Annotated in this window: 20 protein-coding genes; 9 read left to right on the forward strand and 11 right to left on the reverse strand. The window is 66.6% G+C overall.

Translation table 11 applies throughout. From position 1 onward, the window contains the following. Positions 1 to 15: 15 nt before the first annotated feature. The 4 genes from RTY13_RS00065 to RTY13_RS00080 form a co-directional block, all read right to left on the reverse strand. Complete coding sequence (locus RTY13_RS00065) at positions 16 to 780, reverse strand: hypothetical protein (RefSeq protein WP_312780256.1); 765 nt, start codon at positions 778 to 780, stop codon at positions 16 to 18. 247 nt (positions 781 to 1,027) lie between these two features. Continuing rightward, the gene (locus RTY13_RS00070; RefSeq protein WP_312780258.1) at positions 1,028 to 1,810 is read right to left on the reverse strand and encodes a hypothetical protein; all 783 of its coding nucleotides are present in this window, start codon (positions 1,808 to 1,810) and stop codon (positions 1,028 to 1,030) included. A 256-nt stretch (positions 1,811 to 2,066) separates the two neighbouring features. Further along, a complete protein-coding gene (locus tag RTY13_RS00075; RefSeq protein ID WP_312780260.1) occupies positions 2,067 to 2,660 on the reverse strand; it encodes a hypothetical protein in 594 nt (197 codons plus the stop codon). A 234-nt stretch (positions 2,661 to 2,894) separates the two neighbouring features. Next, the gene (locus tag RTY13_RS00080) at positions 2,895 to 5,048 is read right to left on the reverse strand and encodes a malate synthase G (RefSeq protein WP_312780262.1); all 2,154 of its coding nucleotides are present in this window, start codon (positions 5,046 to 5,048) and stop codon (positions 2,895 to 2,897) included. A gap of 103 nt (positions 5,049 to 5,151) precedes the next feature. Between RTY13_RS00080 and RTY13_RS00085 the strand changes: the two genes are divergently transcribed. After that, a complete protein-coding gene (locus tag RTY13_RS00085) occupies positions 5,152 to 6,042 on the forward strand; it encodes a LysR family transcriptional regulator (protein WP_312780264.1) in 891 nt (296 codons plus the stop codon). A gap of 43 nt (positions 6,043 to 6,085) precedes the next feature. On the opposite strand, the gene RTY13_RS00090 is transcribed toward RTY13_RS00085, so the two are convergent. After that, positions 6,086 to 8,548 (reverse strand): prolyl oligopeptidase family serine peptidase, encoded by a 2,463-nt coding sequence (locus RTY13_RS00090; RefSeq protein ID WP_312780266.1) that lies wholly within the window; start codon positions 8,546 to 8,548, stop codon positions 6,086 to 6,088. A 194-nt stretch (positions 8,549 to 8,742) separates the two neighbouring features. Here RTY13_RS00090 and RTY13_RS00095 point away from each other — a divergent pair, with 194 nt between their 5' ends. Then, positions 8,743 to 9,447, forward strand: a complete 705-nt coding sequence (locus tag RTY13_RS00095; RefSeq protein ID WP_312780268.1) for a CoA transferase subunit A — start codon at positions 8,743 to 8,745, stop codon at positions 9,445 to 9,447. Further along, entirely contained in the window at positions 9,448 to 10,098 is a 651-nt protein-coding gene (locus RTY13_RS00100) for a 3-oxoacid CoA-transferase subunit B (RefSeq protein WP_312780270.1), read from the forward strand. 166 nt (positions 10,099 to 10,264) lie between these two features. Here the strand turns inward: RTY13_RS00100 and RTY13_RS00105 are convergent, their stop codons facing one another. The 6 genes from RTY13_RS00105 to flgK all read right to left on the reverse strand — a co-directional run bounded on the left by RTY13_RS00105 (position 10,265) and on the right by flgK (position 16,957). Beyond that, positions 10,265 to 10,888, reverse strand: coding sequence for an ABC-type transport auxiliary lipoprotein family protein (locus RTY13_RS00105; RefSeq protein ID WP_312780272.1), 624 nt, complete (start codon positions 10,886 to 10,888; stop codon positions 10,265 to 10,267). Next, positions 10,885 to 11,823, reverse strand: coding sequence for an MlaD family protein (locus RTY13_RS00110; protein ID WP_312780273.1), 939 nt, complete (start codon positions 11,821 to 11,823; stop codon positions 10,885 to 10,887). The genes RTY13_RS00105 and RTY13_RS00110 overlap by 4 nt, the downstream gene beginning before the upstream one ends. A gap of 15 nt (positions 11,824 to 11,838) precedes the next feature. Beyond that, positions 11,839 to 12,630, reverse strand: a complete 792-nt coding sequence (locus RTY13_RS00115; RefSeq protein ID WP_312780274.1) for an ABC transporter ATP-binding protein — start codon at positions 12,628 to 12,630, stop codon at positions 11,839 to 11,841. After that, positions 12,627 to 13,748, reverse strand: coding sequence for an MlaE family ABC transporter permease (locus RTY13_RS00120; RefSeq protein ID WP_409450260.1), 1,122 nt, complete (start codon positions 13,746 to 13,748; stop codon positions 12,627 to 12,629). Before RTY13_RS00120 ends, RTY13_RS00115 begins: the two co-directional genes overlap by 4 nt. Positions 13,749 to 13,925: 177 nt before the next feature. Continuing rightward, positions 13,926 to 14,867, reverse strand: a complete 942-nt coding sequence (locus RTY13_RS00125; RefSeq protein ID WP_312780276.1) for a flagellin — start codon at positions 14,865 to 14,867, stop codon at positions 13,926 to 13,928. Continuing rightward, positions 14,864 to 16,957: a flagellar hook-associated protein FlgK gene (gene flgK, locus RTY13_RS00130; RefSeq protein WP_312780277.1), complete on the reverse strand. Its 2,094-nt coding sequence runs from the start codon at positions 16,955 to 16,957 to the stop codon at positions 14,864 to 14,866. The genes RTY13_RS00125 and flgK overlap by 4 nt, the downstream gene beginning before the upstream one ends. A 399-nt stretch (positions 16,958 to 17,356) precedes the next feature. Here flgK and RTY13_RS00135 point away from each other — a divergent pair, with 399 nt between their 5' ends. From RTY13_RS00135 to RTY13_RS00160, 6 genes are all read left to right on the forward strand, one after another. Next, positions 17,357 to 19,255, forward strand: a complete 1,899-nt coding sequence (locus RTY13_RS00135; protein ID WP_312780278.1) for a flagellar hook-length control protein FliK — start codon at positions 17,357 to 17,359, stop codon at positions 19,253 to 19,255. A gap of 2 nt (positions 19,256 to 19,257) precedes the next feature. Continuing rightward, complete coding sequence (locus RTY13_RS00140; RefSeq protein WP_312780280.1) at positions 19,258 to 19,971, forward strand: flagellar hook capping FlgD N-terminal domain-containing protein; 714 nt, start codon at positions 19,258 to 19,260, stop codon at positions 19,969 to 19,971. Positions 19,972 to 20,018: 47 nt separating this feature from the next. Then, positions 20,019 to 21,755 (forward strand): flagellar hook protein FlgE, encoded by a 1,737-nt coding sequence (gene flgE, locus RTY13_RS00145; RefSeq protein ID WP_312780281.1) that lies wholly within the window; start codon positions 20,019 to 20,021, stop codon positions 21,753 to 21,755. 186 nt (positions 21,756 to 21,941) lie between these two features. Continuing rightward, entirely contained in the window at positions 21,942 to 22,226 is a 285-nt protein-coding gene (locus RTY13_RS00150; RefSeq protein ID WP_105563033.1) for a DUF1153 domain-containing protein, read from the forward strand. A 176-nt stretch (positions 22,227 to 22,402) separates the two neighbouring features. Then, positions 22,403 to 23,626, forward strand: coding sequence for a tRNA 2-thiouridine(34) synthase MnmA (gene mnmA / locus RTY13_RS00155; RefSeq protein ID WP_312780282.1), 1,224 nt, complete (start codon positions 22,403 to 22,405; stop codon positions 23,624 to 23,626). A 126-nt stretch (positions 23,627 to 23,752) separates the two neighbouring features. Then, positions 23,753 to 25,684: a S9 family peptidase gene (locus RTY13_RS00160; protein WP_312780283.1), complete on the forward strand. Its 1,932-nt coding sequence runs from the start codon at positions 23,753 to 23,755 to the stop codon at positions 25,682 to 25,684. The last annotated feature ends 4 nt before the right edge of the window (positions 25,685 to 25,688 follow it).

Genomic DNA, 25,688 nt, shown 5'->3' on the forward strand with positions numbered 1-25,688 from the left:
TCCCCCCCGTCGGCTTCATCGTGCGAATCGCACGCTGACGGGCTTGGCCGGGTCCAATTCGACCCCGGTCGTCAGCTTGAACGTCCGCCTGCCGTCCAGAGGCGCCAGATAGCCGACGCCGACCATTTGCGAGACTTCGTTGCTGCTGTACTCACGACGGAAGGCTTGGCCAGTCTTGTCGGTGCCTTCCACGATCCAGGTGGCGCCGCTCATCAGAGCGTAGCGCTTTCCGGTATTGGTGACGATGATCTCGACACCCGGCTCAGCGGCAGGCGGCGGGGCAGCTTCACCGTTCACGGCAGGATCAACGTCGGGCGCAGGAGGCGTGACCATGGTCGGCTTCACTGAGACAACTTCGACCTTGGGCTGAGCCCCTGGCGGCGCGACCACGATTAACGCCTTCATTGTGTAGAGGACCTGAACCGTGACGGCCCCGCCCTCGTCCGCCGCCATCGGGTCGGTCTGTACCGGAAGTTGCTTCACCCAAAGATAATAGGCGTGTGAGGACTCGATGTTCGGCTGACCGATCCATTGCACGCGCACGACCTGACGACCGCCGACGGGCACCAACCCCTGTGGCGGGAAGACCAGAAAGTCGTCGTCCGCGGGGGTTTCGACAATGTCGCCATCGGCACCCATATCCACACGAGTAATCATGGTTTCGAACGGCAGAGCCGCAGCGCCGATGTTGCCGACCTCAATCCGCGCGGCCGATCCGGCGCCGGTGGTGGTCAGCTCAGACACCATGGGCGATACGCGCATGGCCCAGGCGGCGGTCATGGCGAACAGACCGATAGCCAGGCCGCTGAACACAGCGCTCAGCCGACCGAACCGCATAAATCGAAAACCAGGTCGCAGCATCAATCTCTATTCCCCCGAGGCCGTCCATGGACCGCCGCCTCTAGAAACTATTCGGAAGCGCAAGCTCGCCTCCGACGCACGCCCGATAACCTAGCGAGCAATGGTCACCGAAACGAAAACGGGGAGGGCTGCAAAGCCCTCCCCGAAGTCGTTCATCTTCAGAGGCTTAGAGATCGGCCTTGATCTCGACGGACACCGAACCGGTGTAGTCGCCAGCCAAAAGCGCCTTGGGCTGCTGGGCGATCTTGATGTCCAGCGTCATCGGCGACTTCCAGGCGCCATGCTGACGCGTGGCAGGCGCGGTGGCGTTGGCGGCCAGCGGCAGGATCTGGTTCGTGGCGACAGTGGTGTTGATCGGGCCGGCCTTATACTTGGCGTCAACCGAGAAGGGCAGGTCGTTCTGGAAGACCAGAGCGTCGAAACCGGTGGTGACGGCGTTGACCATGTTCACCTTCGAAATCTTGACGGTGTTCTTGGTGTTGCAGCCGGCCAGGTTGGTCTGGATCTTCAGTTCAGCCGAGTCCGTCATGGTGAAGGCGGCGGCCGGGCCGGTGTCATCGCTGGCGTAGATGCCAATGGTGCCGAAATTCAGCGTGTGGTTGCCGGTGCCCGAGTAGTAGGCGCAGTCCGTCGAAACATTGCCGTTCAGGGTGAAGGTCGCGCCGTCCGAAACAGCAGCGTTGCCGTTGTTGGCGCCCGATTGGCCGTTGGCGTGCCACGACGAGACGGGCGATGCGCCGTTAAGTGCATTAGCCTTGTTCGCACCGAGATCCAAACCGATGTTAGTGCCCGGGATCGTAAGCGGAGCGTTATGCGTGTCGTTGGCCCACCCCAACGGGAAGCCGAGACCCTGCAGGGTGAACTGGCCTTGGTTGATTTCACCGGCCGAAGCGGCCGAGGCGGTCAGGGCGGCGACGGCGACGCCGGCCAGAATCGAAGCGATTTTCATAGGAATTCTCCAGGTGAGGTTCTGACGAAACTTGTCGACCGAGATGAACAAGCCCCCGATCTGCAAACAACATAACAAAGCGTAAAAATACAAGTCAACGAAAAAAGACCGCCGTTAGGCATGATCATCTCAATTCAACTCGTAGGCGAGAAATATTTCTTCTCGCATATACACAAAAGGCGATCGCCCAACAAATGAGCGACCGCTTAATTTACATCAAATCTGATTTTTATAGTTAAGCTTGCTGGCTCAACAACTAGACGCGCGGCGCCAGCGTAATGTTGAGAACCTCGAAATACTCACCCGCCAGAAGCCCAACGCCCTCAGGTCGGTCGGTGAGGATCTGGATGCGCCCGCCGCCCTGAGCGATGCCTTCGCCGCTGCTCAAGGTCTTCTTGGCGATCAGGTTTTCGCTGGCGAAGCTGCCGGCCAGCGTCGCCGCCTGAGGGTTGATGGTCGGGATGGCGACGTTCAGCGTGTAGCCCAGCCGCCCCGCGAACGAGCCCTCGCCGCGCGGCTTGTTGACATGAGCCAGCCCGCCGCTTTGCGACTGGAAGCTGATGTCGAAGGGCACGTTGCAGGCCAGGCCGAAGTCGGCCTCGACCTGCTGACCGCCGGTCAGTTCGCCGAAATCGATATCGCCGCCGCCCGACAGACGGCAGCTGGCGGTGATCTTGCCCTTGACGACGACGTCCAGGCTGCCCACCAGGCCGCTGTCGTTGGCCGGCTCGGCCGAGGCGGTCGAAGCGATAGCCGCGGCAACCACCAGCGCCATCAGACCGCCGACGCGCGTCATCGGACGCGCCGCCGCGCACTTCACTTGTGAAGGGGTCAGAAACCAGCCCACCATTCGCCTCCCACAGCCGCCTCGTCGCGGCGCCCCCGCCACCAGGAGGGGGTTCGTTGGTCAGCGTTCCAAGAGATGTGCCATCCCAAAATGGCACACCCTCACAGCAGGCGCGGCGTCGGCCCCCAGCCGCGAGGGTTAATGAAACGTTAACGAGCGCCGTTCTACGGGCACCGTTAACCTTTGGCAAGCTTTCGCCTCATTTTGGGACACCGCGGATATCATCCGCGTTGAAAATCAACCGTTTTTGGCGCGACGCCGCCAAGCGGTCAGCAGGTGTTCGGTATAGCCGTTGGGCTGCTCGCGCCCCTTGAACACCAGGTCGCAGGCGGCATTCCACGCCGGACCGTCGAAGGCCGGCGCCAACGCGCGATAGGCGGGATCGCCCGCGTTCTGGCGATCCACCACGACGGCCATGCGCTCCAGCGCCGCCCTCACCTCGGCTTCCGTGACCACGCCGTGGCGCAGCCAGTTGGCCAGGTGTTGGCTGGAGATGCGCAGCGTGGCCCGGTCCTCCATCAAGCCGACGTCGTGAATGTCCGGCACCTTGGAGCAGCCCACGCCCTGGTCGATCCAGCGCACGACATAGCCGAGGATGCCCTGGGCGTTGTTCTCCAGCTCCTGACGGATCTCCTCGGCGCTCGGGGCCTGCGCCGCGAACGGGGGAGTCAGCAGAGCCGTCAATCCCGTGGCGGGACGCGCGGCGATCTCGGCCTGACGCGCCCAGACGTCGACTTCATGATAATGCAGGGCGTGCAGGGTCGCCGCCGTCGGCGACGGGACCCAGGCGGTCGAGGCCCCGGCGCGCGGATGCCCCGCCTTGGTCGCCAGCATCTCGCCCATGCGGTCGGGCGCGGCCCACATGCCCTTGCCGATCTGGGCGCGGCCCGCCAGCCCGGCCTTCAGGCCGATATCGACGTTGCGGTCCTCATAGGCCTTGATCCAGCCAGTGTTGCGGATCGCCTCTTTGCGCACGACCGGCCCGCCTTCCATCACCGAATGGATTTCATCGCCGGTGCGGTCCAGGAAGCCGGTATTGATGAAGGCCACCCGCCCCTTGGCCGCCGCAATGCAGTTCATCAGGTTGACGCTGGTGCGGCGCTCCTCGTCCATGATGCCCATCTTCAGCGTCAGCGGCGGCAGGCCGACCATGGCCTCGACCGCGCCGAAGACGGTATCGGCGAAGGCGACCTCCTCCGAGCCGTGCATCTTGGGCCGAACGACGTAGATGGAGCCAGCCTGGCTGTTGCGCTCCGCTGCGGGCCGCTTCAGATCATGCAGGCCGATCAGGCCGGTCATGGCGATGTCGATCAGGCTCTCGGGAGCTTCCCGCCCCTCCCCGTCCAGCACCGCGTCGGTCGTCAGGTGCAGGCCGACGTTGCGGACCATCAGCAGGCTGCGCCCTTTCAGAGACAAGCTCGAACCGTCCGCCGCGGTATAGGAACGGTCGCCGTTCATGCGCCGCTGCATCGCCTGGCCGTCCTTCGCGAAGGCGGCTGACAGGTCGCCGCGCATCAGGCCCAGCCAGTTGGCGTAAACCAGCCGCTTGTCCTCGGCATCCACCGCCGCGACGCTGTCCTCGGCGTCGGCGATGACCGACAGGGCCGCCTCGACCATGACGTCGGCCACGCCCGCCGGATCGGCGCCGCCGATGGCCTGGGCGCGATCGATGACGATCTCCAGATGCAAGCCATTGTGGCGCAACAGGACACCCGAGGGCGCCGCCGCCTCACCGGCATGACCGACAAAGGCCGCCGGATCGGCCAGCCCCGTGATCCGCCCGCCGGACAGGGCGACGACCAGCCGTCCGCCCTCGACACGATACTCCACCGCCTCGGCGTGCCCGCCCTCGGCCAGGGGCGCTGCCATATCCAGCAGGGCGCGGGCGCGCGCGATGACTTTCGCCCCGCGCTCAGGGTCATAGCCGCCGCCCTTCGGCGCCTCGCCCAGGGCGTCGGTGCCGTAGAGGGCGTCATACAGGCTGCCCCAGCGGGCGTTGGCGGCGTTCAGCAGATAGCGGGCGTTGGTCAGGGGCACGACCAGTTGCGGCCCGGCCATGGCGGCGATCTCGGGATCGACATTGGCGGTTTCGGCGTGGATGTCGGCCCGCTCCGGCTCGAAGTAACCGATCTGGCGCAGGAAGGCCTGATAGGCCTCGAGGTCCGGCTGCCCCGGATGGACCCGGTGCCAGTCGTCCAACCGAGCTTGCAGTTCGTCACGGCGCGCCAGCAACGCCCGGTTCTTCGGCGCATGCTCGACCAGCAGTCCCTCCACCCCGGCCCAGAAGACGTCGGGCGTCACGCCCGTGCCCGGCGCCGCCTCGTCGCGCACGAAGGCGTCCAGTTCGGCGGCGACGCTCAGGCTTCCGTGGCGGACATAGGGGGTGGTCATGGCGCATTCTCCTTGAGCCTGTACCCTAGCCCCGCGCCCTCAGCCTAGCCACGGCGAAGATCGACGTTTATCTTTGCGAAAAATGCAACGTTGAGACCGCGCCATGCTGGCCGAGTATGAGATCTTCGTCCGGGCGCTGGAGGAAGGCAGCCTGTCCGCCGCCGCCCGACGGCTGGACCTTTCGCCCGCAGTGGCCTCGCGACGGCTGGCGCGGCTGGAGGACCGGCTGGGGGTGCGGCTGCTCGAGCGCACCTCGCGGCGGCTGGCCCCGACCGAGGCCGGGCGGCTGGTCTATGACCGGGCCATGCAGCTTCTCGACGGGGTCGAGGACCTGGAGGCCCTGGTGTCGCGCCGCACCACCCAGGCGCGCGGTCTGCTGCGGGTCTCGGCCCCGACTTCGTTCGGGCGGCGTCGGCTGGCCCCGCTGCTGACGCCCTTCCTCGACGCCCATCCGCGACTGACGCTGGAACTGAACCTCAGCGACGCCTTCGTCGACCTGATGGCCGAGGACGTGGACGTGGCCGTACGCATCGGCAGCTATGAGGCGAGCGATCCGTCTATGCACCGCCTGGCCCCGAACCGGCGCGTCCTGTGCGCCGCGCCCTCCTATCTGGCCGAGCACGGCGCGCCGCAGACCCTGGACGACCTGCGCCACCACGCCCAGTTGGCGGCCGAAAACCAGTCGGCCTGGCGACTGGAAGGCCCCGACGGTCCCGTCACCTTCCGCGCCCGCAGCCGGGTGCGGACCAACTCGTCCGAAGTGGCGCGCGAACTGGTGTTGGCGGGGGCCGGGATCGCCCTGCGCTCGACCTGGGACGTGGGCGAGGAACTGCGCGGCGGACGGCTGATGCGGGTCCTGCCGCAATACGCGGGGGCCTCGGACGTGGCCATCTACGCCCTGACTGCAGGGCGGGCCCGCGCCGAAAATCGGGTGCGGGCCTTTGTCGAGTTTCTGGCCGGCCTCTACGGTGATGTGCCAAAATGGGACAAGTGAAGAACCCCTCCTCCGCGGGGGAGAAGGGGCTCGGTTTCGTCTCTTACTGCGCCGCCGTCGTCGCCTTGGGCTTCAGGTAGCGGTCCAGCCAGGTGGCCATTTCCCACTGGGTGTGGCCGACCGATTCACGGGCGCGGTAGCCGTGGGCTTCCAGCGGCAGGACGACGTAGCGCACCGTCCCCCCATTGCCCTTCAGCGCCGCATAGAAGCGCTCGGACTGCACCGGGAAAGTGCCCGAGTTGTCGTCGGCGCCGCCGTGGATCAGCAGGATCGGCTCATTGACCTTGTTGGCGTAGGTGAAGGGCGACATTTCCGTATAGGTCTCGGTCGCCTCCCAGTAGGAGCGCTGCTCGGCCTGGAAACCAAACGGCGTCAGGGTGCGGTTATAGGCGCCCGAACGCGCGATGCCGGTCTTGAACAGGTCGGTGTGGGCCAGCAGGTTCGCCGTCATGAAGGCGCCGTAGGAGTGACCGCCCACGGCGATCCGGTCACGGTCGGCGACGCCCAGGGCCACCACCGCATCGACCGCCGCCCTGGCGCTGGCCGACAACTGCTCGATGTAGGTGTCGTTAGGCTCGGCCCCGTCCTTGCCGACGATGGGCATGGAGGGGTTGTCGAGGATGGCGTAGCCCTGGGTCAGCAGGAACAGGTGGCTGATGCCCGCCGGACGCACGAAGCGGTTTTCGGTGTCCACGACCTGGCCGGCCACGGCGGCGTCGGTGAACTCGGCCGGATAGGCCCACATCAGCAGCGGCAGCGGACCGTCGCGGTCCTTGTCGTAGCCGGCGGGCAGATAGAGGGTGCCCGACAGCTGGACGCCATCATCGCGGGTGTAGGCAATCAGTTCGCGCTTGACGTCGGCCAGTTGCGGGGCCGGGTCCGGGAACTGGGTCAGTTGGGTCACGCCGCCGTCCAGATCGCGCAGGCGCAGGTTGGCCGGATCGGTACGGCTTTCGCGGTAGGTGATCAGCTTGCGGCCCGCGTCGTCCAGGATGCCGACGACGGTTTCAAACTCGCCCTGGGCCGAACGCCACAGACGCTCGGTCTCGCCGGTCTTCAGATCCAGCGTATCGAGGAAGGGATATTCGCCCTGACGCGTGGCGCCGTCGCCCTCGACGAAGACCTTGGAGCCGTCGGCGGTGAAGCGGATGGTCGAACGGCCGCGCGCGTTCGGCTCCACCACCACCGCGCCGGGGTCATTGTAACGGTCCTGATAGTTGCGATCGACCAGGACGCGGCCGGCGCCGGGGTTCGACGGGTCGACCAGGGTGCGGGTCTCGTGGCGGGTGTTGAACCAGCGGCTGTTGACGATGGCCACGTCATCGCGGCCCCACTGCACGCCCGAATAGCGCTCCTTCAGGTCCACCAGGGTGCGCGGACGGTCGTTGAACGGCGCAGGCAACATGAAGACGCGGTCGCGCACTTCGGCGACGTTGCGCGGATCGCCGCCGTCCTGGGCCTCGACCCAGACCAGGGTGGCGTCGGCGTCGGCGCGCCATTGAGCCGAACGCGGACCGGGGGCCACGGCGTCGAACGGCGTCGGCACGTTGTCGCGCAGCGGCAGGTCGGCCACGCGGTGCGCCTCGCGTCCGTTCAGATCGGTGATGATCACGTCAGCCGGGAAGAGGCTGGCGGGCACGACATAGGAATAGGGCTTCTTGACCCGCGTCTGCAGGATGTAGCGGCCGTCCGGCGACACCGAGGCGTTCAGGAAGACGCCCGGCTGGCCGATAGTCCGCGCGCGACCGTTCAGCGGCACGATGGTCAGCTGGCTGGTGAAGTAGTGCTCGAACAGGGCCTCGTCGCCCGCGTCGGACAGCAGGTCCTGATAGGTGCGCACCGGGGCGGCGCGGCCGCCGGTCTCGGCCACGGTCGGTCCCGAGGGCGGACGCGTCACGTCCGGCGCGGCGCGACGACCAGCCGGGACGGCCTGAACCAGAAGGCCCGAGGCGTCGGGCAGCCAGCTGAAGCCCGCGCTGTTCGCGGCGTTGACGGTCGGCCCGGTCAGGCGGCGCGCCTGGGCCGAAGCCACGTCGGCGGTCCACAGCTCAAGGCCGGTCGGGGTGTTCAGCAGGAAGGCCACGGCCTTGCCGTTCGGCGCCCAGCTGACATTGGTCAGGCGGGCGTTGGCGGGCAGACCAGCCACGACCCGAGCTGCGCCGCCGTCAACGGTCTTGAAGCTGAGGCCCGTCAGCCAGGTCACGCGGCTGTTGGCCGGGCCATTGTTCTGAGGGTTGATGCGGTATCCAGCCAGACGCAGCATGGGCTCGGCCAGCTCGGCGATGCTGGGCAGGCTGGAGCGTTCCTGCAGCAGCAGGGTCTTGCGGTCCGGGCTGAGGCTGGCCGTCGGATTGGGCTTGGAGTCCAGAATCTGCGCGATCGGCTGGGGCGGCTGCTGATAGGTCGGGCCGGCCGGCGCCTGGGCGGCGGCGGGCATGGCCAGGGCCGGCACGGCGGCCAGAATGACCAGAGCAGGCAGGGCCTGCTTCAACAGTTGACGACGCATGGAACGCTTCCCCCAAGATTATTGCATGCCGAAACTCTACGGCGCTCTGGTTTGGCGGCGGCTTGCCCAAGGGTCAACCGGAAAGGCGCCGCTTCAATGCCGCTGTCCGCCCGCAGACGCTTGCCCCATGCCCTCGCCCGCTTTAAGGACGGATAAGACCGCAATATTCATCAGACGGTGAAAAAGGGAGAGCGATGCGCAAGATCTACGCTGACGTCACGTCCGCGCTGGAGGGCCTGACCTTTGACGGGATGACCGTCATGTCCGGCGGCTTCGGCCTGTGCGGCATTCCCGAAAACCTGATCGCGGGGCTGAAGGCCTCGGGCGTCAAGGGACTGACCGTCATCTCCAACAACGCAGGCGTGGACGGCTTCGGCCTGGGCCAACTGCTGGAGACCAAGCAGATCGCCAAGATGATCTCGTCCTACGTCGGCGAGAACAAGGAGTTCGAGCGCCAGTACCTGGCCGGCGAGCTCCAGCTGGAGTTCAACCCCCAGGGCACCCTGGCCGAGCGCATCCGCGCGGGCGGCGCGGGCATCCCCGCCTTCTTCACCGCCACCGGCGTCGGCACTCTGGTCGCCGAGGGCAAGGAAGTGCGCAACTTCAACGGCCGCGACTACGTCATGGAAACCGGCCTGATCGCCGACCTGGCCATCATCAAGGCCTGGAAGGCCGACGAACGCGGCAATCTGGTGTTCCGCAAAACCGCCCGCAACTTCAACCCGATGATGGCCACCGCCGGCAAGGTCACGCTTGTCGAGGTCGAGGAGATCGTCCCCGTCGGCTCCCTAGACCCCGACCACATCCACACGCCGGGCGTCTATGTCGACCGCCTGATCCAGACCGTGTCCGAGAAGCGCATCGAACAGCGCACCGTCCGCAGCCGGGAGACCGCATAAATGGCTCGTACTCGCGAACAACTGGCTGAACGCGCCGCCAAGGAGCTGCAGGACGGCTTCTACGTGAACTTGGGCATCGGCATCCCGACCCTGGTGGCCAACTACATCCCCGAAGGCATGGTCGTGACCCTGCAGTCGGAGAACGGCATGCTGGGCATGGGCCCCTTCCCCTATGAGGGCGAGGAAGACCCCGACCTGATCAACGCCGGCAAGCAAACGATCACCGAGATCCCCGAGTCGGCCTATTTCAGCAGCGCCGACAGCTTCGCCATGATCCGCGGCGGCCACATCAACCTGTCGATCCTCGGCGCCATGGAAGTGGCCCAGAACGGCGACATCGCCAACTGGATGATCCCCGGCAAGCTGGTGAAGGGCATGGGCGGCGCCATGGACCTGGTCGCGGGCGTCAAGCGCGTGGTCGTGGTCATGGAGCACGCCAACAAGCACGGCCAGTCCAAGGTCCTGAAAGAATGTAGTCTGCCGCTGACCGGCACGGGCGTGGTCAGCCGCATCATCACCGATCTGGCCGTCTTTGACGTCAAGCCGGACGGCTTGGGTCTGGAGCTGATCGAACTGGCCGAGGGCGTGACCCTGGACGAGGTCGCGGCCAAGACCGAGGCCGACTACACGGTGGCGGCCAACCTGGGCTGAACCGCCGTGCCCTGCTGAATACAGAAACCCCGGCGACCGCGAGGCCGCCGGGGTTTTTCTTTGTCTGTCATCCCGGAAGCGGCGCAGCCGCTATCCGGGACCGCTAGAAACGCAGCGTCCTGAGCGGTCCCGGCTCTTCGCCTGCGGCTACGGCCGGGATGACAAACTAGGAACCCCGCGTCGCCCGGAAGCCCTGCTGGTCTGTCCACAGGACGATCTGGCGGCTGACCTCGGCGGTGGCGCGATCAAAGGCGGCGACGATGGCCGACTGACGGTTCTCTCCGGCGCTCTCGCTGACCGTGATGCGGTCCTCGGCCACGATGGTGCGGTCGCCTGGTCGGATCAGCCGCAGCAGGACGACGATATTGGCGTCAGGCACGGCGCCCGGCGCGGCGTAGGCCGCTTCAAACCTGCGCACGTCCACGCTCAACAGCAGGCCGTCGCGCGTCAGCGGACCGCCGCTCAGCACCGTGCAGGTCCCGCCGTCAGCGAAGGCGTTGCGCAAGGCTTCCTCGAACAGGGTCTCGGCCGGCGACACCCAGCGCGCGCCCTTGATGTAGGCGGCCTCGGCCCCGGTCACGGCCAGGATGCGGTCGCCGCGCGCGGCCTCGGGAAAGTCCACCCGTCGCATGGCGACATGAACATCCGGGCAGGCCGAAGTCGCCCCCGTCCCGGCATAGGCCGAGGCCCCGCCGAAACGATAGAGCTGGACCGGATCGGGCGAGGCCAGCAGGGCGCAGCCGGACAGAGCAACCGAGGCGGCGGCGATCAGAAGAGAAGAACGGATCACGGCTGCACCTCGATTTCCTTGGACGGCGCCTTGGCGATGAAATCGCGCGGGCTTTCACGCACATTGTCGACCAGCGACTGCAACGAGCGCGTCGCCTGATCCAGTTGGCGGATCGTGTCGTTGAGCTGCGGCACGGTCTGGGTGCCGAAGTCGCCCAGCGGACCTTCCAGACCGGTAGCCGAGCGGTTGATCGAGGCGATGGCGGCCTGGGCTTCGGCTGTCGCCTTGTTGATGTTGGCGATGGCCTGACGACCGTCCGTATCCACCAGTTGCCGCGCCGTTGCGCCCAGCTGCTGATACTCGCCGACCGCGGCGTTGGCCTTGGTGATGGTCTCTTCCAGCTGCTGGAACATGCCCTTGCGGGCCTCCAGCTCGGCGGTCAGGGCCTCGACGTTCTTCACGCTGGACGAGAAGCTGCGGATATTGTCGTCCGACATGACCCGGTTGATTCGATTCAGCGCATCAACCGTCTGGGCCAGCACCGTGCCGGAGCCGCTGAGCAGTTCCGCGATGGGACTGGGCTGGCTCTGAATCACCGGCACGACGTTGTCGGGATACTGATCCTTCAACAGGGCGCTGCTCGGCTCGCCGGCCGTGATCTGGATGTAGTTCAGGCCGGTGATGCCCTGCGGCTCCAGCTGGGCGCGCGAGGTGACGCGCACCGGCGTGGTGCCGTTCAGGCGCACACGGGCGATGACCTGATCCCCCTTCTTGGGGTCCAGATTCAGGGCCGTGACCTCGCCGACGCGGATGCCGTTGAAATGGACCTCGCCGCCCTCGGACAGGCCGCGCACCGGGCCGTAGAAGACGATGTCATAGACATCGAAGTCGTTGTTGAACTGCAGGCGGGCCAGCCAGATCGTGAACACCGCCAAGGCCGCCAGAAGCGCGACTGTAGCGATGCCGACGGCGGCGTAGTGGGCGTCTCTTTCCATCTCGTCCCGCTCTCCTCAGGCGGCGCTCTGGTGAGCGGCGCGTCCGCGCGGCCCCAGGAAGTATTCCTTGATCCACGGATGATCGGAACGTTCCAGTTCCTGAACCGTGGCCTTTTCGACGACATGCTTGTCGGCCAGCACCGCCACCTCGTCACAGATGGCGTACAGGCTGTCGAGGTCGTGGGTGATCATGAAGACCGTCAGGTCCAGGTCGTCCGACAGTTGGCGGATCAGATCGTCAAAAGCGGCCGCGCCAATGGGGTCCAGCCCTGCCGTCGGTTCGTCAAGAAAGATCAGCTCTGGGTCCAACGCCAGGGCGCGGGCCAAACCGACCCGCTTGCGCATCCCGCCTGACAGTTCGGCCGGCTTCAGATATCGAGCCTCGGGCTTCAACCCGACCATGGCGATCTTCATCTCAGCCAGTTCGCGGATGACATGGCTCGGCAGATTGGTGTGCTCGACCAGGGGGGAAGCCACATTGTCCAGAACCGTCAACGACGAGAACAGGGCACCTTGCTGGAACAGGACACCGGTGCGTCGCTCGACCTCAGCCGCCTCGGCCTTGGTCATCTCGTCGCGCTCATAGCCGAACAACTTCACCGAACCGCCCTCGGGTTGCTTCAGGCCGATGATGGAGTTCAACAGCACCGTCTTGCCGGTGCCGGAGCCGCCGACCACGCCGAGAACCTCGCCACGCCGCACGTCCAGATCGAGATCCTGATGGATGACCCGGTCGCCAAACTGGCTCAACAGGCCGCGCACCTCGATGACGTTGTCACGCCTGGGCTTTTCCTGGCGAGGCGTCACAGGTTCAGCTCCAGGAAGATCATGGCGAAGACGGCGTCCAGGAAGATGATGGCGAAGATGGCCTGCACCACCGCCGCCGTCACCCGGCGTCCCAGGCTCTCGACGTCGCCGGCCACCGACATGCCCTGACGGCAACCGATGGCCGCCACCACCACGGCGAAGACCGGCGCCTTGACCAGACCGACCATCAGGTGCGTGTCCATCATCGGGTCTTCGGTGATGCGCTGGATGAAGAAGGCGGGCCCGTATGCCAGTTCGCTCCAGGTCACCAGCATGCCGCCGAACAGGCCGGCGATCATGCCGACGAAGGTCAGCAGCGGCAGCATGACCAGCATGGCCGCCAGGCGCGGGATCACCAGGGCCTGGAAGGGGTTGACCCCCATGACCTGCATGGCGTCGACCTCCTGGTTCATCCGCATCGATCCGATCTCGGCGGCGAAGGACGAGGCCGAACGGCCCGCCAGCAGGACCGAGGTGATGACCACCGCGAACTCGCGCAGGACCGAAACGGCGACCAGTTGGACTGTGAACACGCCCGCCCCGAACTGGGTCAGCAGGTTCGCCCCCAGGAAGGCGATGACCGCGCCGATGAAGAAGTTGGTCACGGCGATGATCGGAATGGCGTCCAGCCCGGATCGCTCGGCCTGGCTGAACCATGCGGGCCAGCGGATAGCGCCGGGGTGTTTCAGCGCCGAGCCCACGGCCACAATCAGCCGCCCCAGGAAGGCCAGCGACAACATGGCCTCGGCGAGGAAGTCGTAAACCCCCAGGCCGATCTTGGCGAAGGTGCGCGTGATCGGATGCGACCGGCGCGGGGGCGCACAGGAGGAACGGTCGAGCGTCTCTATCATGGCGTAGATGCGCCCGGCCTCAGGCCTCTGCGACCAAGCCGTTTCAGGGATAGGCTGCGACGTCGCCCGAGCAATCGCCCAAGCCCCAGCCGTATCGAACCGGCCAAGCTCGCTCAGGTCCAAGGCGCCCACAGCGCGGCCAGCGAGATCGACTTCCAAGCGGTCTCCCTGACGGCCGATGCCCGTTGAAGACCAATCCCCCGTCAGACGCAGGACCGCCGTCGCTCCATCGTCATCCCGGATATGATACTGCGCCGTTCGGCTCATTGATCAGTCTTCGACGCTTGCAAAAGAAGGCGCATGGCAAGGCTTAGACCGAGCCGCGCGGCGGCTGTCAACGCTCGATGACTTTCCTCGCTCGACCTGCAAGCTCGCCCTCCCAGACTACGGCGCAGCTTTATCAACGTCAGCGACGCTGTTTCGTTCCGCCGAACGCGGTCGTGATCAACGCAGATAGTCTAGCAGAGACACCTGGCGCAGCTGGCTGACGACCTGGGCTGAGGCCTGGAGCGCGATCTGCGCCATTTCCAGCTCGGTCACGGCTTCGGCCATGTTGGCGTCGGTCTTGCCCGACAGCATGGTGTCGATCGAAATTTTGCGCGTTTCCTGCGCCTCTAGAAGGCTGTCTACCCGTGCCTGCATAGAGCCGTTCTTGGCCTGGATGTTGACCACGTCCTTGGCCGCCGTCTCGAAGCGCGTCATCAGCGTCGTCAGCGCGGTCTTCTGGGTGTCCGTCATCTGGCCGTTCATCGGGTCCGTCTGATGCAAGATCTGCAGATCGCGGAAGACGTCGAACAGGGCCTGACCCGCGTCGCTGGCCAGGAAGCCGGTGTCCATGGTGACCGTCTCGTCCAAGACTGACGACTGCTTCAGCTGATCGTTCATGAAGGCCCCGCCGACGCCCGGCATGGCGGCCAGCTTTTCCAGGTCGGTGGCGCCAGGCGGCACGTTCGGCAAGACGACGGCCTGCTGGTCCACGGCCCCGCCAGAAAACAGGAACTTGCCCTGATGCTTCATGTTCAGGCCGTCCTGGGCCATCTTGAAGATGGTCTCCATCTCGGACATCAGCCCGTCCACACGTCCTGCGGCGATGGCGTTGGCGATGGCCTGGCGCCCGGCGGTCGCCGCGTCGGCGACGCGCCCCAGCCCCAGATCCTGCATCGTCAGGCGATCGGCCACCGTCTTGTTGGTGTCGATGAAACCCTGGATGCGCGTCTGGCTGGACTTCAGCGCGATCACCGTTTCCGACTGCCGCCCGAAGCCGACCAGGCTGGTGGCGTTCTTCTTGGTGTTGACCTTGTTCTGCGCCTCCTCGCCGCGCGCCTGCGCGTTCATCAGGTGCAGCAGGGCCGACTGATAGTTTCCAAAGGTCGAAACGCGGGTCATCGCATCATTCCGATCAGGGTGTCGTACATTTCAGACGCCGCCTGAATAAGACGCGCCGAAGCGTTAAAGGCTTGCTGATAGGTGGTCATCAGCACCAGTTCCTCGTCCATGTTGACGCCTTCGACGGAACTGCGTCGCGCGGCCGCCTCTTGATACAAGGCCGTGGCGTTGGTCGAGCGGTTCTTGGCGATGGTGGCCTTGCCGCCGATCTCGCCCGAGAATTCGGACGCGTAGCGCGACAGGGACATGGAGACGCTGCCCGCCCCGCCGGCCGCCGAGAAGGCGGTGGCGTTCTGGTCCGCCTTGGCCAGCAGACGCCCGCCGCTGCCGTCGTTCTTGCTCAGCGCCGCCGTTCCCGGCGCCACGCCGAGGTTCAGTTGCGCCAAGGCCAGCTTGGTTGGATCCTTGACGATGTCCGCGCGCACCGAGAAGCCCCCGGCGCGCGACGCGCGGGCGCCGCTCAGACCGAACAACTCGCTCATCGACACGCCTGACGGGACCTGACGGGTGGCGTCCTCCACGACCGACATGGTTGAAGGCGGCGCTCCGTGGCCGGTGAAGATCAGTTCTCCGGCGCCGTTCAGACTGAAGCTGCCGTGGTTTCCGACCCCGCTGACGGGATCGTTCAGCGTCGCCAGGAGATCCGACATCGTCCCGCCCGCCGGCACGGCCACTGAGATGTCCCGGATGCGCGACCCCGAGGCGTCGGTGAAGCGGAACTTGAGCGTCTCGCCCGGCGTGAACCCATGCTGCGAGCCCAGCGTCAGACCGGTGTCGTAGAGCGCCGGGCGCCCCGTCGTGACCAGATCGTTCAGGCCGAAGTAGTGGGAAAAGCCGCGCCCCGCCTTGCTACTGGGATTGGCGGCGTCATCGGCGATGGCGACCCCTTGTCCTGCCGGCGCCTCAATGCTCAGGCGACCATCGACGAAGCTGGCGGTGGCCCCGCCCAGTTGACCATTGAGAGTGGCCAGGAAGGTCGCCGGCGTCGCCGCCACGCCGTTGATCGTCATTGTCCCGCCGGAGAAGACGATCTCAGCCAAACTCTGGATCACGCCCTGATCATTGACCGTGGTGATCGTGGTCGTTCCGGTGAAGCCGGTCAGCGCCGTCTCCAGCGACTGCCCCACGTTGCGGCCATTCAACACCTGGGGCGGCGGCACGGCGGAAGAGGCGTTGTGCGCGCGGTTCAACTCGTCAGCCAGCCGCGTCATCAGTTCAGCCAGACGATCAGCAGCCGCAGGCGCGTCCACGTCGCGCAACTCCAGCAACCCCTTGATCTCGCCCGACGCCAGACCATCGGTCAGCGGCCGGCGCTGACCATTAGGCTCGGTGATCATGATCTCGTTGAAGACGGTCTCAGGCGAAACCGCTCCGGCGCGCTGATATTCCAGTTTGGACGCACCCTGGCCCGCCAAGAGGATGCCGGCGCCGGTGCGCACCTCGATTCCACCAATAGACCGGGTGGTTATCCGCACGTCCAGAAGCTCTGACAGCTCATTGACCAGAGCCGCCTGAGCTGTCTCCGCGCCTGTGGAGTCCGTGCCGACGACATTGGCCTTGGCGATGTCGACGTTCAGTTTCTCGATCTGTTCAACCAGGCCGTTGACCCTGTCCACGGCGGTGCGCAGGCGACCGTCGGCCTCCTCGCGAGTGCTCTGGATCTCCTTGGCCACACGCGCAGCCTCGTCGAACATGGCCTGGGTCTTCCAGATCGCGTCCTGACGCAGCGGCCCCGAGGTGGCGTTTTCGGCCGAGGTCGAGAAGGCCGAGAAGATCTTGTCGATCTGGGCGAAGAAGCCAGTGTCCGCGCCAGGGTCGCCGAACTGCGACTGAATATGGTTGTAGAGCTCGGCTCGCACCGTTTGACGCCCGGCGTCGGCGCCGGCGTTCAGGCTGGCGGCCTGCAGGAAACGGTCGGTGGCCAGACGGATGCGCGCGATCTCAACGCCGGCGCCGGCGCCTTGGCTGGCCCAGGACTGTTGATCAGCGATCTTGCGAATATAGCCGGGCGTATTGACGTTGGAGACGTTGTCCGAAACCACCCGCAGCTGCGTCTGGGCCGCATTCATGCCCGACGTAGCGATGTTCATGATCGAGTTCAGGGACATCAGAAACGAGCTCCATACAGGGGCGCGCCCGGCAAGCCTTGCTGGCCTGCGCGCAAATCTTGCCCGGCGTTTCGGTTAGCCATTCTAGCCAACTCCTTGATTTTCTTGATCATCGGCTTTTCAGGCCCTGTGCGTTCGCCCATCAAGGCGCAATTCGCGGGCCAGCCCGTTCGGCGCCTGGCCCGCCCGGCAAAAAACGTAGCGGCGCGGCAAGAACCGCCGAGCGAACGGCGGCGCACGGCACACCCGTGGACTAAAAATAATCTTTTAAATCAATATATTAATTAGCGCCCCCAACTTGGCCCGAGCCTTGCGCCGCGCCATTCGAACCACCTGAGCGCAGTAGGCGCCGCCCACCCAGCGAAAGCCCTATCGCCGCTCATGTCCGCGCTCAGCGTCATGTCCCTGATCGCCCCGACCGCTCCGGTCGGCGCCGCCGCATCCGTGGAAACGGCGGCGGATGAGGGCCTGTTCGCCGGCTTGGTCGCAGTCGCCGCCACGTCGCCCGACACCCAGGGCGAAGATAGCCCCCCGATCCTGGAGGCCACCGTCAAAGAGGCGGACGCAGCCGACACGCCCCCGCTGGACATCACGGCCGTCATAGCTCCCGCCTGGCCGCCCCTGCCCCTGATTGCCCCTTCCCGCTTGCCGGTCGCGCCCCCCGCAGAGATTTCGGCTTCGGAAGAGGCGGTCCCGGCCGGATCGTCCCCCGCCCCCACGCCGCCGTCGCCGGTTCCGCCGCAGGAAGCCCAAGCGCCGACGGCTGCTGCGCCTGCCGCAAACGACGCGCCGGCTGCCGCCCCGGCGCCGTTGGCCGACGTCACCGCTCTGGCCAAGCCCGCTGGCGTGGCCGCGGCTGCTCCCCTTCTCGGCGCCGCGCCAGCCGACGCCCGGCCAGCCCAACCTCTACCCGACGCTCCGCGCCCGACGGCCACGGCCACGGCCACGGCCACGGCCACGGCTGAGACGTCGCTCGCCGCCGCCCCCCCCGGTCAAGCGCCCGCTCAACCTGAACAGGCGATACGCGGGGCGGTCATCGCGCCGACACCGACGCCCCCCGCTGCGATCGCCCCTATCACCGCCGACAGCCCGGCCGAGCCGCACCCCGAGAACGCCCTAGCACCGCGCGCCGCCGCCCAGACCCGTGAAACGGTCACCATGACGGCCACTTCCGTCCCCGCCGCAACCGTCGCGACCGCCACGCCCGTCGCAGCCGCGCCGCTCGCAGCAGACGAGCCCACGACGCCGACTGCCGCCCAGACGCCCCAGGGGACCAAGTCGGTCGAACCGATCGTGCTTTCCGCTGCCGCTCCCGTCGCCACGGCGGGTCCTCGGCAAGACGCCGCGGCAGCGCCGGCCAAGCCAACTTTGACCGCTGCTCCAGCCATCCAACACCCCGCCCCCTCGGTCGAGGCTGCGGACCCCGCAGAAACTCTCGTCGCTTCCGCTACGGCGTCGACCGAGGCTGAAGACGAAACCCCGCCCCAGCTCTCGTCATCCCAGGCCTCGTCGCCCCCGACCGCCGCGCCCGTGCGCAACGGCGCGGCGCGTCTCGACGAACGTCGCTCCAACGCCGCAACCGCCAACGCCCCCACTGAGGCCAAGGTCGACATCGGCGGCGCTCGGACGGTCCTGTCGCCCTCGAGCCCGTCCGTCGCAGCACCGTCCGCACCTGCCGCCGCCGTCGTTGACGCGGTCGCCGCGACCGCCCCGGTTCTGCCGACCGACGCTGCGCCGCTGGATGTCCAGACTGACGCCGCGCCTACGCACCAGCAACTCGACGCGCAGACCACGATGCCGGGCGCTCAACGCGATCTGGGCCTGTCGCAGCTGTCGCGCGCCACCGTTGAGACCACGGCCCATCTGGCCGCTCAGATTCTCAAGAAGCTGGAAGGCCGCTCGACCCGCTTCGACATGGCCCTGTCGCCCGAAGGCCTGGGCCGCGTCGACGTCAGCCTGGAAATCGATTCCGACGGTCGCCTGGCCGCCCGCCTGGCTTTCGACAACCCGGCGGCGGCCACCGACCTGCGCGCCCGCGCCGACGAACTACGTCGCCAGCTTCAGGACGCCGGTTTCCAACTGACCCAGGACTCGCTCGAGTTCTCGGAACGCAATCCCTCCTCGGGTTTCGGCGGCGGCGGCGCCTTCGACCGCACCCCTGATCGTCGCGCCTTTGCGGGCGCCGCCCGCCTGGCCGCCGAGGCCGACACCGCCCTGCCCGCTCCCGGCGCCTGGGCTTCCCTCTCGCAGACGCGCGACCGCGTCGATCTGAAGGTCTGACGATGGTCACCGCCGTCAATGCAAACACCGCTACAGGCAAGATCAACACCGGCTCGACCATGCTGGCGTCGAACTTCGAGACCTTCCTCTCGTTGCTGACCGCTCAGTTGAAGAACCAGGACCCGCTGTCGCCGATGGACTCCAACCAGTTCACCGCCCAGCTGACCCAGATGGCCGGGGTCGAGCAGCAACTGCTGTCCAACCAGCTGCTGACCGCGCTTCTGAACGGCCAGGAAGGCGACGGCCTGGCCAACGCCTCGAACTATATCGGCAAGAACGCCACCGCCGTATGGGACGCGACCAAGGCCGCCGACGGCAAGGCGACCTGGAGCTACGAACTGGGCACGAACGCCACCGAGGTCGAGCTTCAGGTTCTGAACGCCGCCGGCCAGGTCGTCTGGAAGGGCCCCGCGCCCGAAGGCGGCAACACTTCAGGCGTCCACGACTTCAACTGGACCGGGGGCGAGGACGGCAGCGTCTATACCCTGAAGGTCGCGGCCAAGGACGGCACGGGCAAGGTCGACGCCCAGGTCCTGATGCGCGGTCGCATCACCGGCGTCGAGATGTACGCCGACGAGGCCTACGTCACGATCGGCAACTCGGTCATGCCGCTCTCCAGCATCATCGCGCTCGACGAGAAGAACGCCAGCGTGAACCCACCGACGCCGGACCCGACCCCGACGCCGTTGCCCACAGATCCCGAGACCGACGCCTGAACGGCGCCCCTCTCGCTTCCCCTATTTCCGCCTAAGGAGCCGACACAATGAGCATCAACAGCGCCATGCAGGCCGGCGTTTCCGGTCTTTCCGCCAACTCGGCCGCCCTGGCCGCGATCTCTCAGAACATCGCGAACGTGAACACCATCGGCTACAAGCGCACCCAGGGCGAGTTCCAGACCCTGGTCAACAGCCAGGCCAAGACCGGCGGCGGCTATGCGGCGGGCGGCGTCATCACCACGGCGCGCCACTTCATCAGCCAGGAAGGCCAGCTGCAGCGCACGACCGAGAGCACCGACCTGGCCATCGACGGCCAGGGCTTCTTCGTCACCACCGAGAAGGCCGAGGGCGTCGGCGCCACCGACAGCCGCCTGTTCACCCGCGCGGGCGCCTTCCGCATCGACAACCTGGGCTATCTGAAGAACAGCGCCGGCCTGTATCTGCAGGGCTGGCCGGTCGATTCCAACGGCGACATCGCCACCGACCCGTCCGACCTGACGCGCCTGCGCTCGATCAACATCGGCACCGTCGGCGGCACGGCCGAAAAGACCACCCGCGCCCAGATCAACGCCAACCTCTATTCCGGTCAGGTGGTCTCGACCGCCGCGAGCCCGCAAAGATACACCAACGTCGCCGTGGTGCCGGCCGCCTCGGGTCCGAAAGACTTCTCTGTCCGCTACGCGCCTACCGGCGTGACGGGCGAATACAATGTGACGGTCAAGAGCGGCGCCCAGACCATCAACGGCGTCGCCACCTATGACGCCGCTGGCGCCCTGACCGGTTTCACCGTTGGCGGCGTGGCCCAGTCCCTGACCGACCTGGACCTGGGCGGCGGCGTCACCGTCGCCATGGGATCCCCCGGCCTGGGCATCGCCAGCGACAACATCGCCAAGACCAAGTACGACTCGACCCTGAATTCCATGGCCATGTACAATGGCGACGATGAGAATCCGATCGGCATCAAGCCCGACTTCAAGATCAACATCCCCGTCTCGGACTCCAAGGGCGGACAGCGCAACGTCGAAGTCCGTCTGCTCAAGAGCGACGTAGCGAACCAATGGTATGCGGAAATCGTCGCCGTTCCGGCTGACGACGTGCTCACCGGCGGCGCCTATTCGAACGGCCAGATCAAGAAGGGCCTGATCGCCTTCACCCCCTCGGGCCGCCTCGACGTCTCCACCATGCAAGGCTGGCCCGCCGGCACGGGCCTGTTTGACGACCCCAACAACGCCACCATCAACTTCGAAGCCTCGGATTCCGCCGTCGATCTGACGCTGCCGGCCAATAGCCAGCGGATCAAATGGGCGGACGGCCTCGGGATCTCTGACCAGGTCCTGACCCTCGACCTGAACACCTCGGCGGGCGGCCTCAGCCAGCTGAATACGGCCTCGATTGTGCAATCGACGGTCACCAACGGCACGGCCTTCGGCAACCTGTCTGAAATCAAGATCGACGAGAGCGGCTTCGTCACCGCCATCTTCGACAATGGCGTCATGCGCCGGATCGCCCAGGTCGCCATCGCCACCTTCCCCAGCCCTGACAGCCTGCGCCAGGTCTCGGGCAACGCCTTCCGGGTCAGCCTGGACAGCGGCACCTTCAACCTGAAGGCGGCAGGTACGGGCGGCGCCGGCATGCTGGCGGCCCAGCAACTGGAATCCTCGACCGTCGACCTCTCGGCCGAGTTCACCAGCCTGATCACCACCCAGCGCGCCTACTCGGCTTCGTCCAAGATCATCACGACAGCGGACGAGATGCTGGCCGAACTGCTCAGCATCAAGCGCTGATCGGCTAACCGGAATCGATGAGTAAGCCTCCGTTAGACTCGATGAATCCTTCGTTTCCAGCGCCGTCGATGCGCCGGAGACGAAGGATGCGTCTTAGCCATTCCTTCACCACGACGCTTAAACGCCCCTTAGCCGGGGCGCGCCTAGGGTACGCGTCGATGGTGGTGGTGAAAGAGGCTTAAGCCCATGCTGCAAGAGCGACGCCTAAATAGTAGAGGCGAACAATATGTGGTCGGCCCGACGGGTACGCCCCTGACCCTGCGGGATCTCCCGCCGGCGGAAACGAACCGCTGGGTGATCCGCCGCAAGGCCGAAGTGGTGGCCGCCGTTCGTGGCGGTCTGATCAGCTTGGAAGACGCCCTGACGAAGTATCGTCTGACGGCCGAAGAATTCATCGCCTGGCAACAGGCGATCGACAAATGGGGCATGCAAGGGCTGCGCACCACGCGCATCCAGAGCTACCGGGATTAACAGGTCTCAAGTAGCGCAAAGCGCGATAGGCCCAAGGAAAGGCCGCTTCTGGCGACAGAGGCGGCCTTTGTCGTTTGCGCCCACCCTCCCCCACTGCCGTCTCGGGTTTGACCCGAGGATGACGGTGAGGGTGGTTTTCCGCCCCATGCCTCGAAATCGAACGCGCGTGCCTCTATATGGCGGCGATGACCCTGGCTGACGACATTTGCCCCGTTCCGACCATCGCCCCCATGTCCGGCGCCGCCGACATGGACGCTGCGATCGAGAGCGCGCGACAGGCGGTCGGCCTACCCGCCGGATCGCGCGTGGTCGCGGCCATGTCGGGCGGTGTGGATTCCACCGTCGTCGCCGCCCTTTTGCACAAGGCGGGCTATGACGTCGTCGGCGTCACCCTTCAGCTCTACGACCACGGCGCCGCGCTCAAGAAGAAGGGCGCCTGCTGCGCCGGTCAGGACATTCACGACGCCCGTCTGGCCGCCGAGCTCATCGGCATCCCCCACTACGTCCTCGACTACGAAAGCCGTTTCAAGGACGCCGTGATCGACCAGTTCGCGGACTCCTACCTGAAGGGCCAGACGCCGGTCCCCTGCATCCGCTGCAATCAGACGGTCAAGTTCCGCGACCTGCTGGACGTCGCCCGCGATCTGGGCGCCGAGGCCATGGCCACCGGCCACTACGTCCGCCGCGCCGCCGTCGGCAACCGCTCGCAGATGCGCAAGGCGATCGATCATTCGCGCGACCAGTCCTACTTCCTGTTCGCCACGACGCAGGATCAGCTCGACTATCTGCGCTTCCCCCTGGCCGATCTGGAAAAGCCCCAGGTACGCGGCGTCGCCGCCGCTCTGGGTCTGCGCATCGCCGCCAAGCCGGACAGCCAGGACATCTGCTTCGTGCCGTCGGGCGACTACCGCACCCTGATCGACCGTCTGCGTCCGCAAGGGCGTGAGGCCGGCGAGATCGTCCACATGGACGGCCGCGTCCTGGGCCAGCACGGCGGCATCACCGACTACACCATCGGCCAGCGCCGCGGTCTGAACGTCGCCGTGGGCGAGCCCCTGTTCGTCACCAAGCTGGACCCCGACAACCGCCGCGTCATCGTCGGCCCGCGCGAGGCCCTGCTGACCGCCAGCCTGACGCTGGAGGAAACCAACTGGCTGGGCGATCAGGCCACCATCGAGGAAGCCGCCCGCGACGGCGCCCCCGTCCTGGCCCGCGTCCGCTCGACCCGCCAGCCCTCCCCCGCCCGTCTGGCGCTGGACGACGACAACATCGTCTCGGTCGTCTTCGAGCAGGGCGAGGAAGGCGTCGCCCCCGGTCAGGCCTGCGCTCTCTATGACCCGGCCGACCCCGACCGCGTCCTCGGCGGCGGCTTCATCAGCGGCACGACGGCGGTCGCCTGAACCTGCCTGGCTCGCCGCGAGCCAGCCGCGCTCGAAGAACCGCGATTGTTAATTTTCGCGACAGATCGCATCCATACGGCCATGCTCTAGCCTCCAAAGGTCATCACGCACCCAATGAGGCTCAGAATGCGCTCCTTCGCCTGCATGGTTTCCGTCCTGGCGCTCGCCGCCGCCGTCCCCACCCTCGCCGCCGCTGAATCCGCCGCGCCCCCACGGGCCGCGTCCATCGCCGTCACGCCCTACACCGCAGCCCAGTTCTTCGAGACGACCAGCTTCTCGATGGCCAACCCGGACGGCCTGGCCTTTTCCGAAGGGCGCACCCACGTCCTGATATCGTCGGACAAGACGGGAGTGTTCAATGCCTACGCCCTGCCCGTCGCGGGCGGCGATCCCGTGCCGCTGACCGCCTCGAGCGCCAACGCCACCTTCGCCCAGAGCTACTTCCCCGACGGCCGTCGCGTCCTGGTGGCGGCGGATCAGGGCGGCAATGAACTGACCCACATCTATGTGCGTGAGACCAACGGGACGCTGCGCGACCTGACGCCGGGCGACAAACTCAAGGCCGGCTTCGTCGGCTTCAGCGACGACGGCCAGACCTTCTGGCTGACCAGCAACGAACGCGACGCCGAGGTCTTCGACCTCTACGCCTATGACGCCGACACCTATGAGCGGAAGCTGATCTTCCAGAACCCCGGCATGGATCTGGCGGCGGTGTCCGGCGACGGGCGGCTGGTCGCCCTGACCAAGTCCCACACCAGCGCCAACTCCGACATCTATCTGGCCGACCTGCAGGCGGGCGGCGCGCCCTATCTGATCTCCCAGCACACCGGCGACGTCGCCTATGAGGTCAATGATTTCGGCCCCTTCAACGCGACCCTGATCTACACCAGCAATCAGGACGGCGAGTTCGCCCAAGCCTACGCCTATGACATCGCCAACAAGGCCCACAACCGCACCACCCAGGCTGACTGGGACGTCATGTACGTCGCCTTCTCGCCCAACGGTCGGTACCGCGTCACGGCGGTCAACGCCGACGCCTCGACCGAGCTGACCATCGAGGATGCGCAGACCCGCGCGCCGATCCGCCTGACCGGCCTGCCCGAGGGCGACATCACCGGGGTCCGCTTTGATCCCGGCGCCGAACTGGCCGCCTTCACCGTAGTGTCCGACACCTCGCCCGCCGACGTCTTCGTGGCCGATCTGTCGACCGGGCAGGCGCGCCGTCTGACCCACGCCCTGAACCCGGCCATCAAGGAAGACGATCTGGTCGAGGCGACCATCGTCCGCTACCCGGGCGAAGGCGGGGTGCAGGTCCCGGCGGTTCTCTATCGACCCAAGGGCGCCTCGGCGGCCAACCCGGCCCCGGCGATCGTCCTGGTTCACGGCGGGCCGGGCGGCCAGACGCGGCGGGGCTATTCCGCCATGGTCCAGCACCTGGTCAATCATGGCTATGCCGTGCTGGGGGCCAACAACCGGGGCTCGTCCGGTTACGGCAAGACCTTCTTCCACATGGACGACAAGAAGCACGGCGAGGCGGACCTGCGCGACATCGTCGCCGGGGGCGACTGGCTGCGGGCGCAGGACTGGGTGGCCGACGATCAGGTGGCGGTCATGGGCGGCTCCTACGGCGGCTACATCACCGCCGCGGCCCTGGCCTTCCATCCCGAGAAGTTCGAGGCGGGCATCGACATCTTCGGCGTGACCAACTGGGTGCGGACCCTGCAGTCCATTCCCGCCTGGTGGGGCGCCCAGCGCGTGGCCCTGTTCGATGAGATGGGCGACCCGGCCGTGGACGCGGAGCGCCACCGCGCCATCTCGCCCCTCTTCCACGCCGACAGGATCCGTCGCCCCCTGCTGGTGGTGCAGGGCGCCAACGACCCGCGCGTGCTTCAGGTCGAGAGCGACGAGCTGGTCGAGAAGGTCCGCGCCAACAATGTGCCGGTTGAATACGTGGTCTTCCCCGACGAGGGCCACGGCTTCCAGCGCCGCGCCAACCGCGTCACCGCTCAGGAAGCCTATCTGGCCTTCCTGAACCGCTACGTGCGCAAGGCCGACTGAGGCG

The sequence above is a fragment of the Brevundimonas sp. genome, from assembly GCF_032055285.1.
Lineage (GTDB): Bacteria > Pseudomonadota > Alphaproteobacteria > Caulobacterales > Caulobacteraceae > Brevundimonas.

Coding starts and splice junctions, on each gene's coding strand:
- RTY13_RS00065 (WP_312780256.1), bottom strand. CDS start 780: ATGACCGCCGCCTGGGCCATGCGCGTATCGCCCATGGTGTCTGAGCTG.
- RTY13_RS00070 (WP_312780258.1), bottom strand. CDS start 1,810: ATGAAAATCGCTTCGATTCTGGCCGGCGTCGCCGTCGCCGCCCTGACC.
- RTY13_RS00075 (WP_312780260.1), bottom strand. CDS start 2,660: ATGGTGGGCTGGTTTCTGACCCCTTCACAAGTGAAGTGCGCGGCGGCG.
- RTY13_RS00080 (WP_312780262.1), bottom strand. CDS start 5,048: ATGACCACCCCCTATGTCCGCCACGGAAGCCTGAGCGTCGCCGCCGAA.
- RTY13_RS00085 (WP_312780264.1), top strand. CDS start 5,152: ATGCTGGCCGAGTATGAGATCTTCGTCCGGGCGCTGGAGGAAGGCAGC.
- RTY13_RS00090 (WP_312780266.1), bottom strand. CDS start 8,548: ATGCGTCGTCAACTGTTGAAGCAGGCCCTGCCTGCTCTGGTCATTCTG.
- RTY13_RS00095 (WP_312780268.1), top strand. CDS start 8,743: ATGCGCAAGATCTACGCTGACGTCACGTCCGCGCTGGAGGGCCTGACC.
- RTY13_RS00100 (WP_312780270.1), top strand. CDS start 9,448: ATGGCTCGTACTCGCGAACAACTGGCTGAACGCGCCGCCAAGGAGCTG.
- RTY13_RS00110 (WP_312780273.1), bottom strand. CDS start 11,823: ATGGAAAGAGACGCCCACTACGCCGCCGTCGGCATCGCTACAGTCGCG.
- RTY13_RS00120 (WP_409450260.1), bottom strand. CDS start 13,748: ATGAGCCGAACGGCGCAGTATCATATCCGGGATGACGATGGAGCGACG.
- RTY13_RS00125 (WP_312780276.1), bottom strand. CDS start 14,867: ATGACCCGCGTTTCGACCTTTGGAAACTATCAGTCGGCCCTGCTGCAC.
- flgK (WP_312780277.1), bottom strand. CDS start 16,957: ATGAACATCGCTACGTCGGGCATGAATGCGGCCCAGACGCAGCTGCGG.
- RTY13_RS00135 (WP_312780278.1), top strand. CDS start 17,357: ATGTCCGCGCTCAGCGTCATGTCCCTGATCGCCCCGACCGCTCCGGTC.
- RTY13_RS00140 (WP_312780280.1), top strand. CDS start 19,258: ATGGTCACCGCCGTCAATGCAAACACCGCTACAGGCAAGATCAACACC.
- flgE (WP_312780281.1), top strand. CDS start 20,019: ATGAGCATCAACAGCGCCATGCAGGCCGGCGTTTCCGGTCTTTCCGCC.
- RTY13_RS00150 (WP_105563033.1), top strand. CDS start 21,942: ATGCTGCAAGAGCGACGCCTAAATAGTAGAGGCGAACAATATGTGGTC.
- mnmA (WP_312780282.1), top strand. CDS start 22,403: ATGGCGGCGATGACCCTGGCTGACGACATTTGCCCCGTTCCGACCATC.
- RTY13_RS00160 (WP_312780283.1), top strand. CDS start 23,753: ATGCGCTCCTTCGCCTGCATGGTTTCCGTCCTGGCGCTCGCCGCCGCC.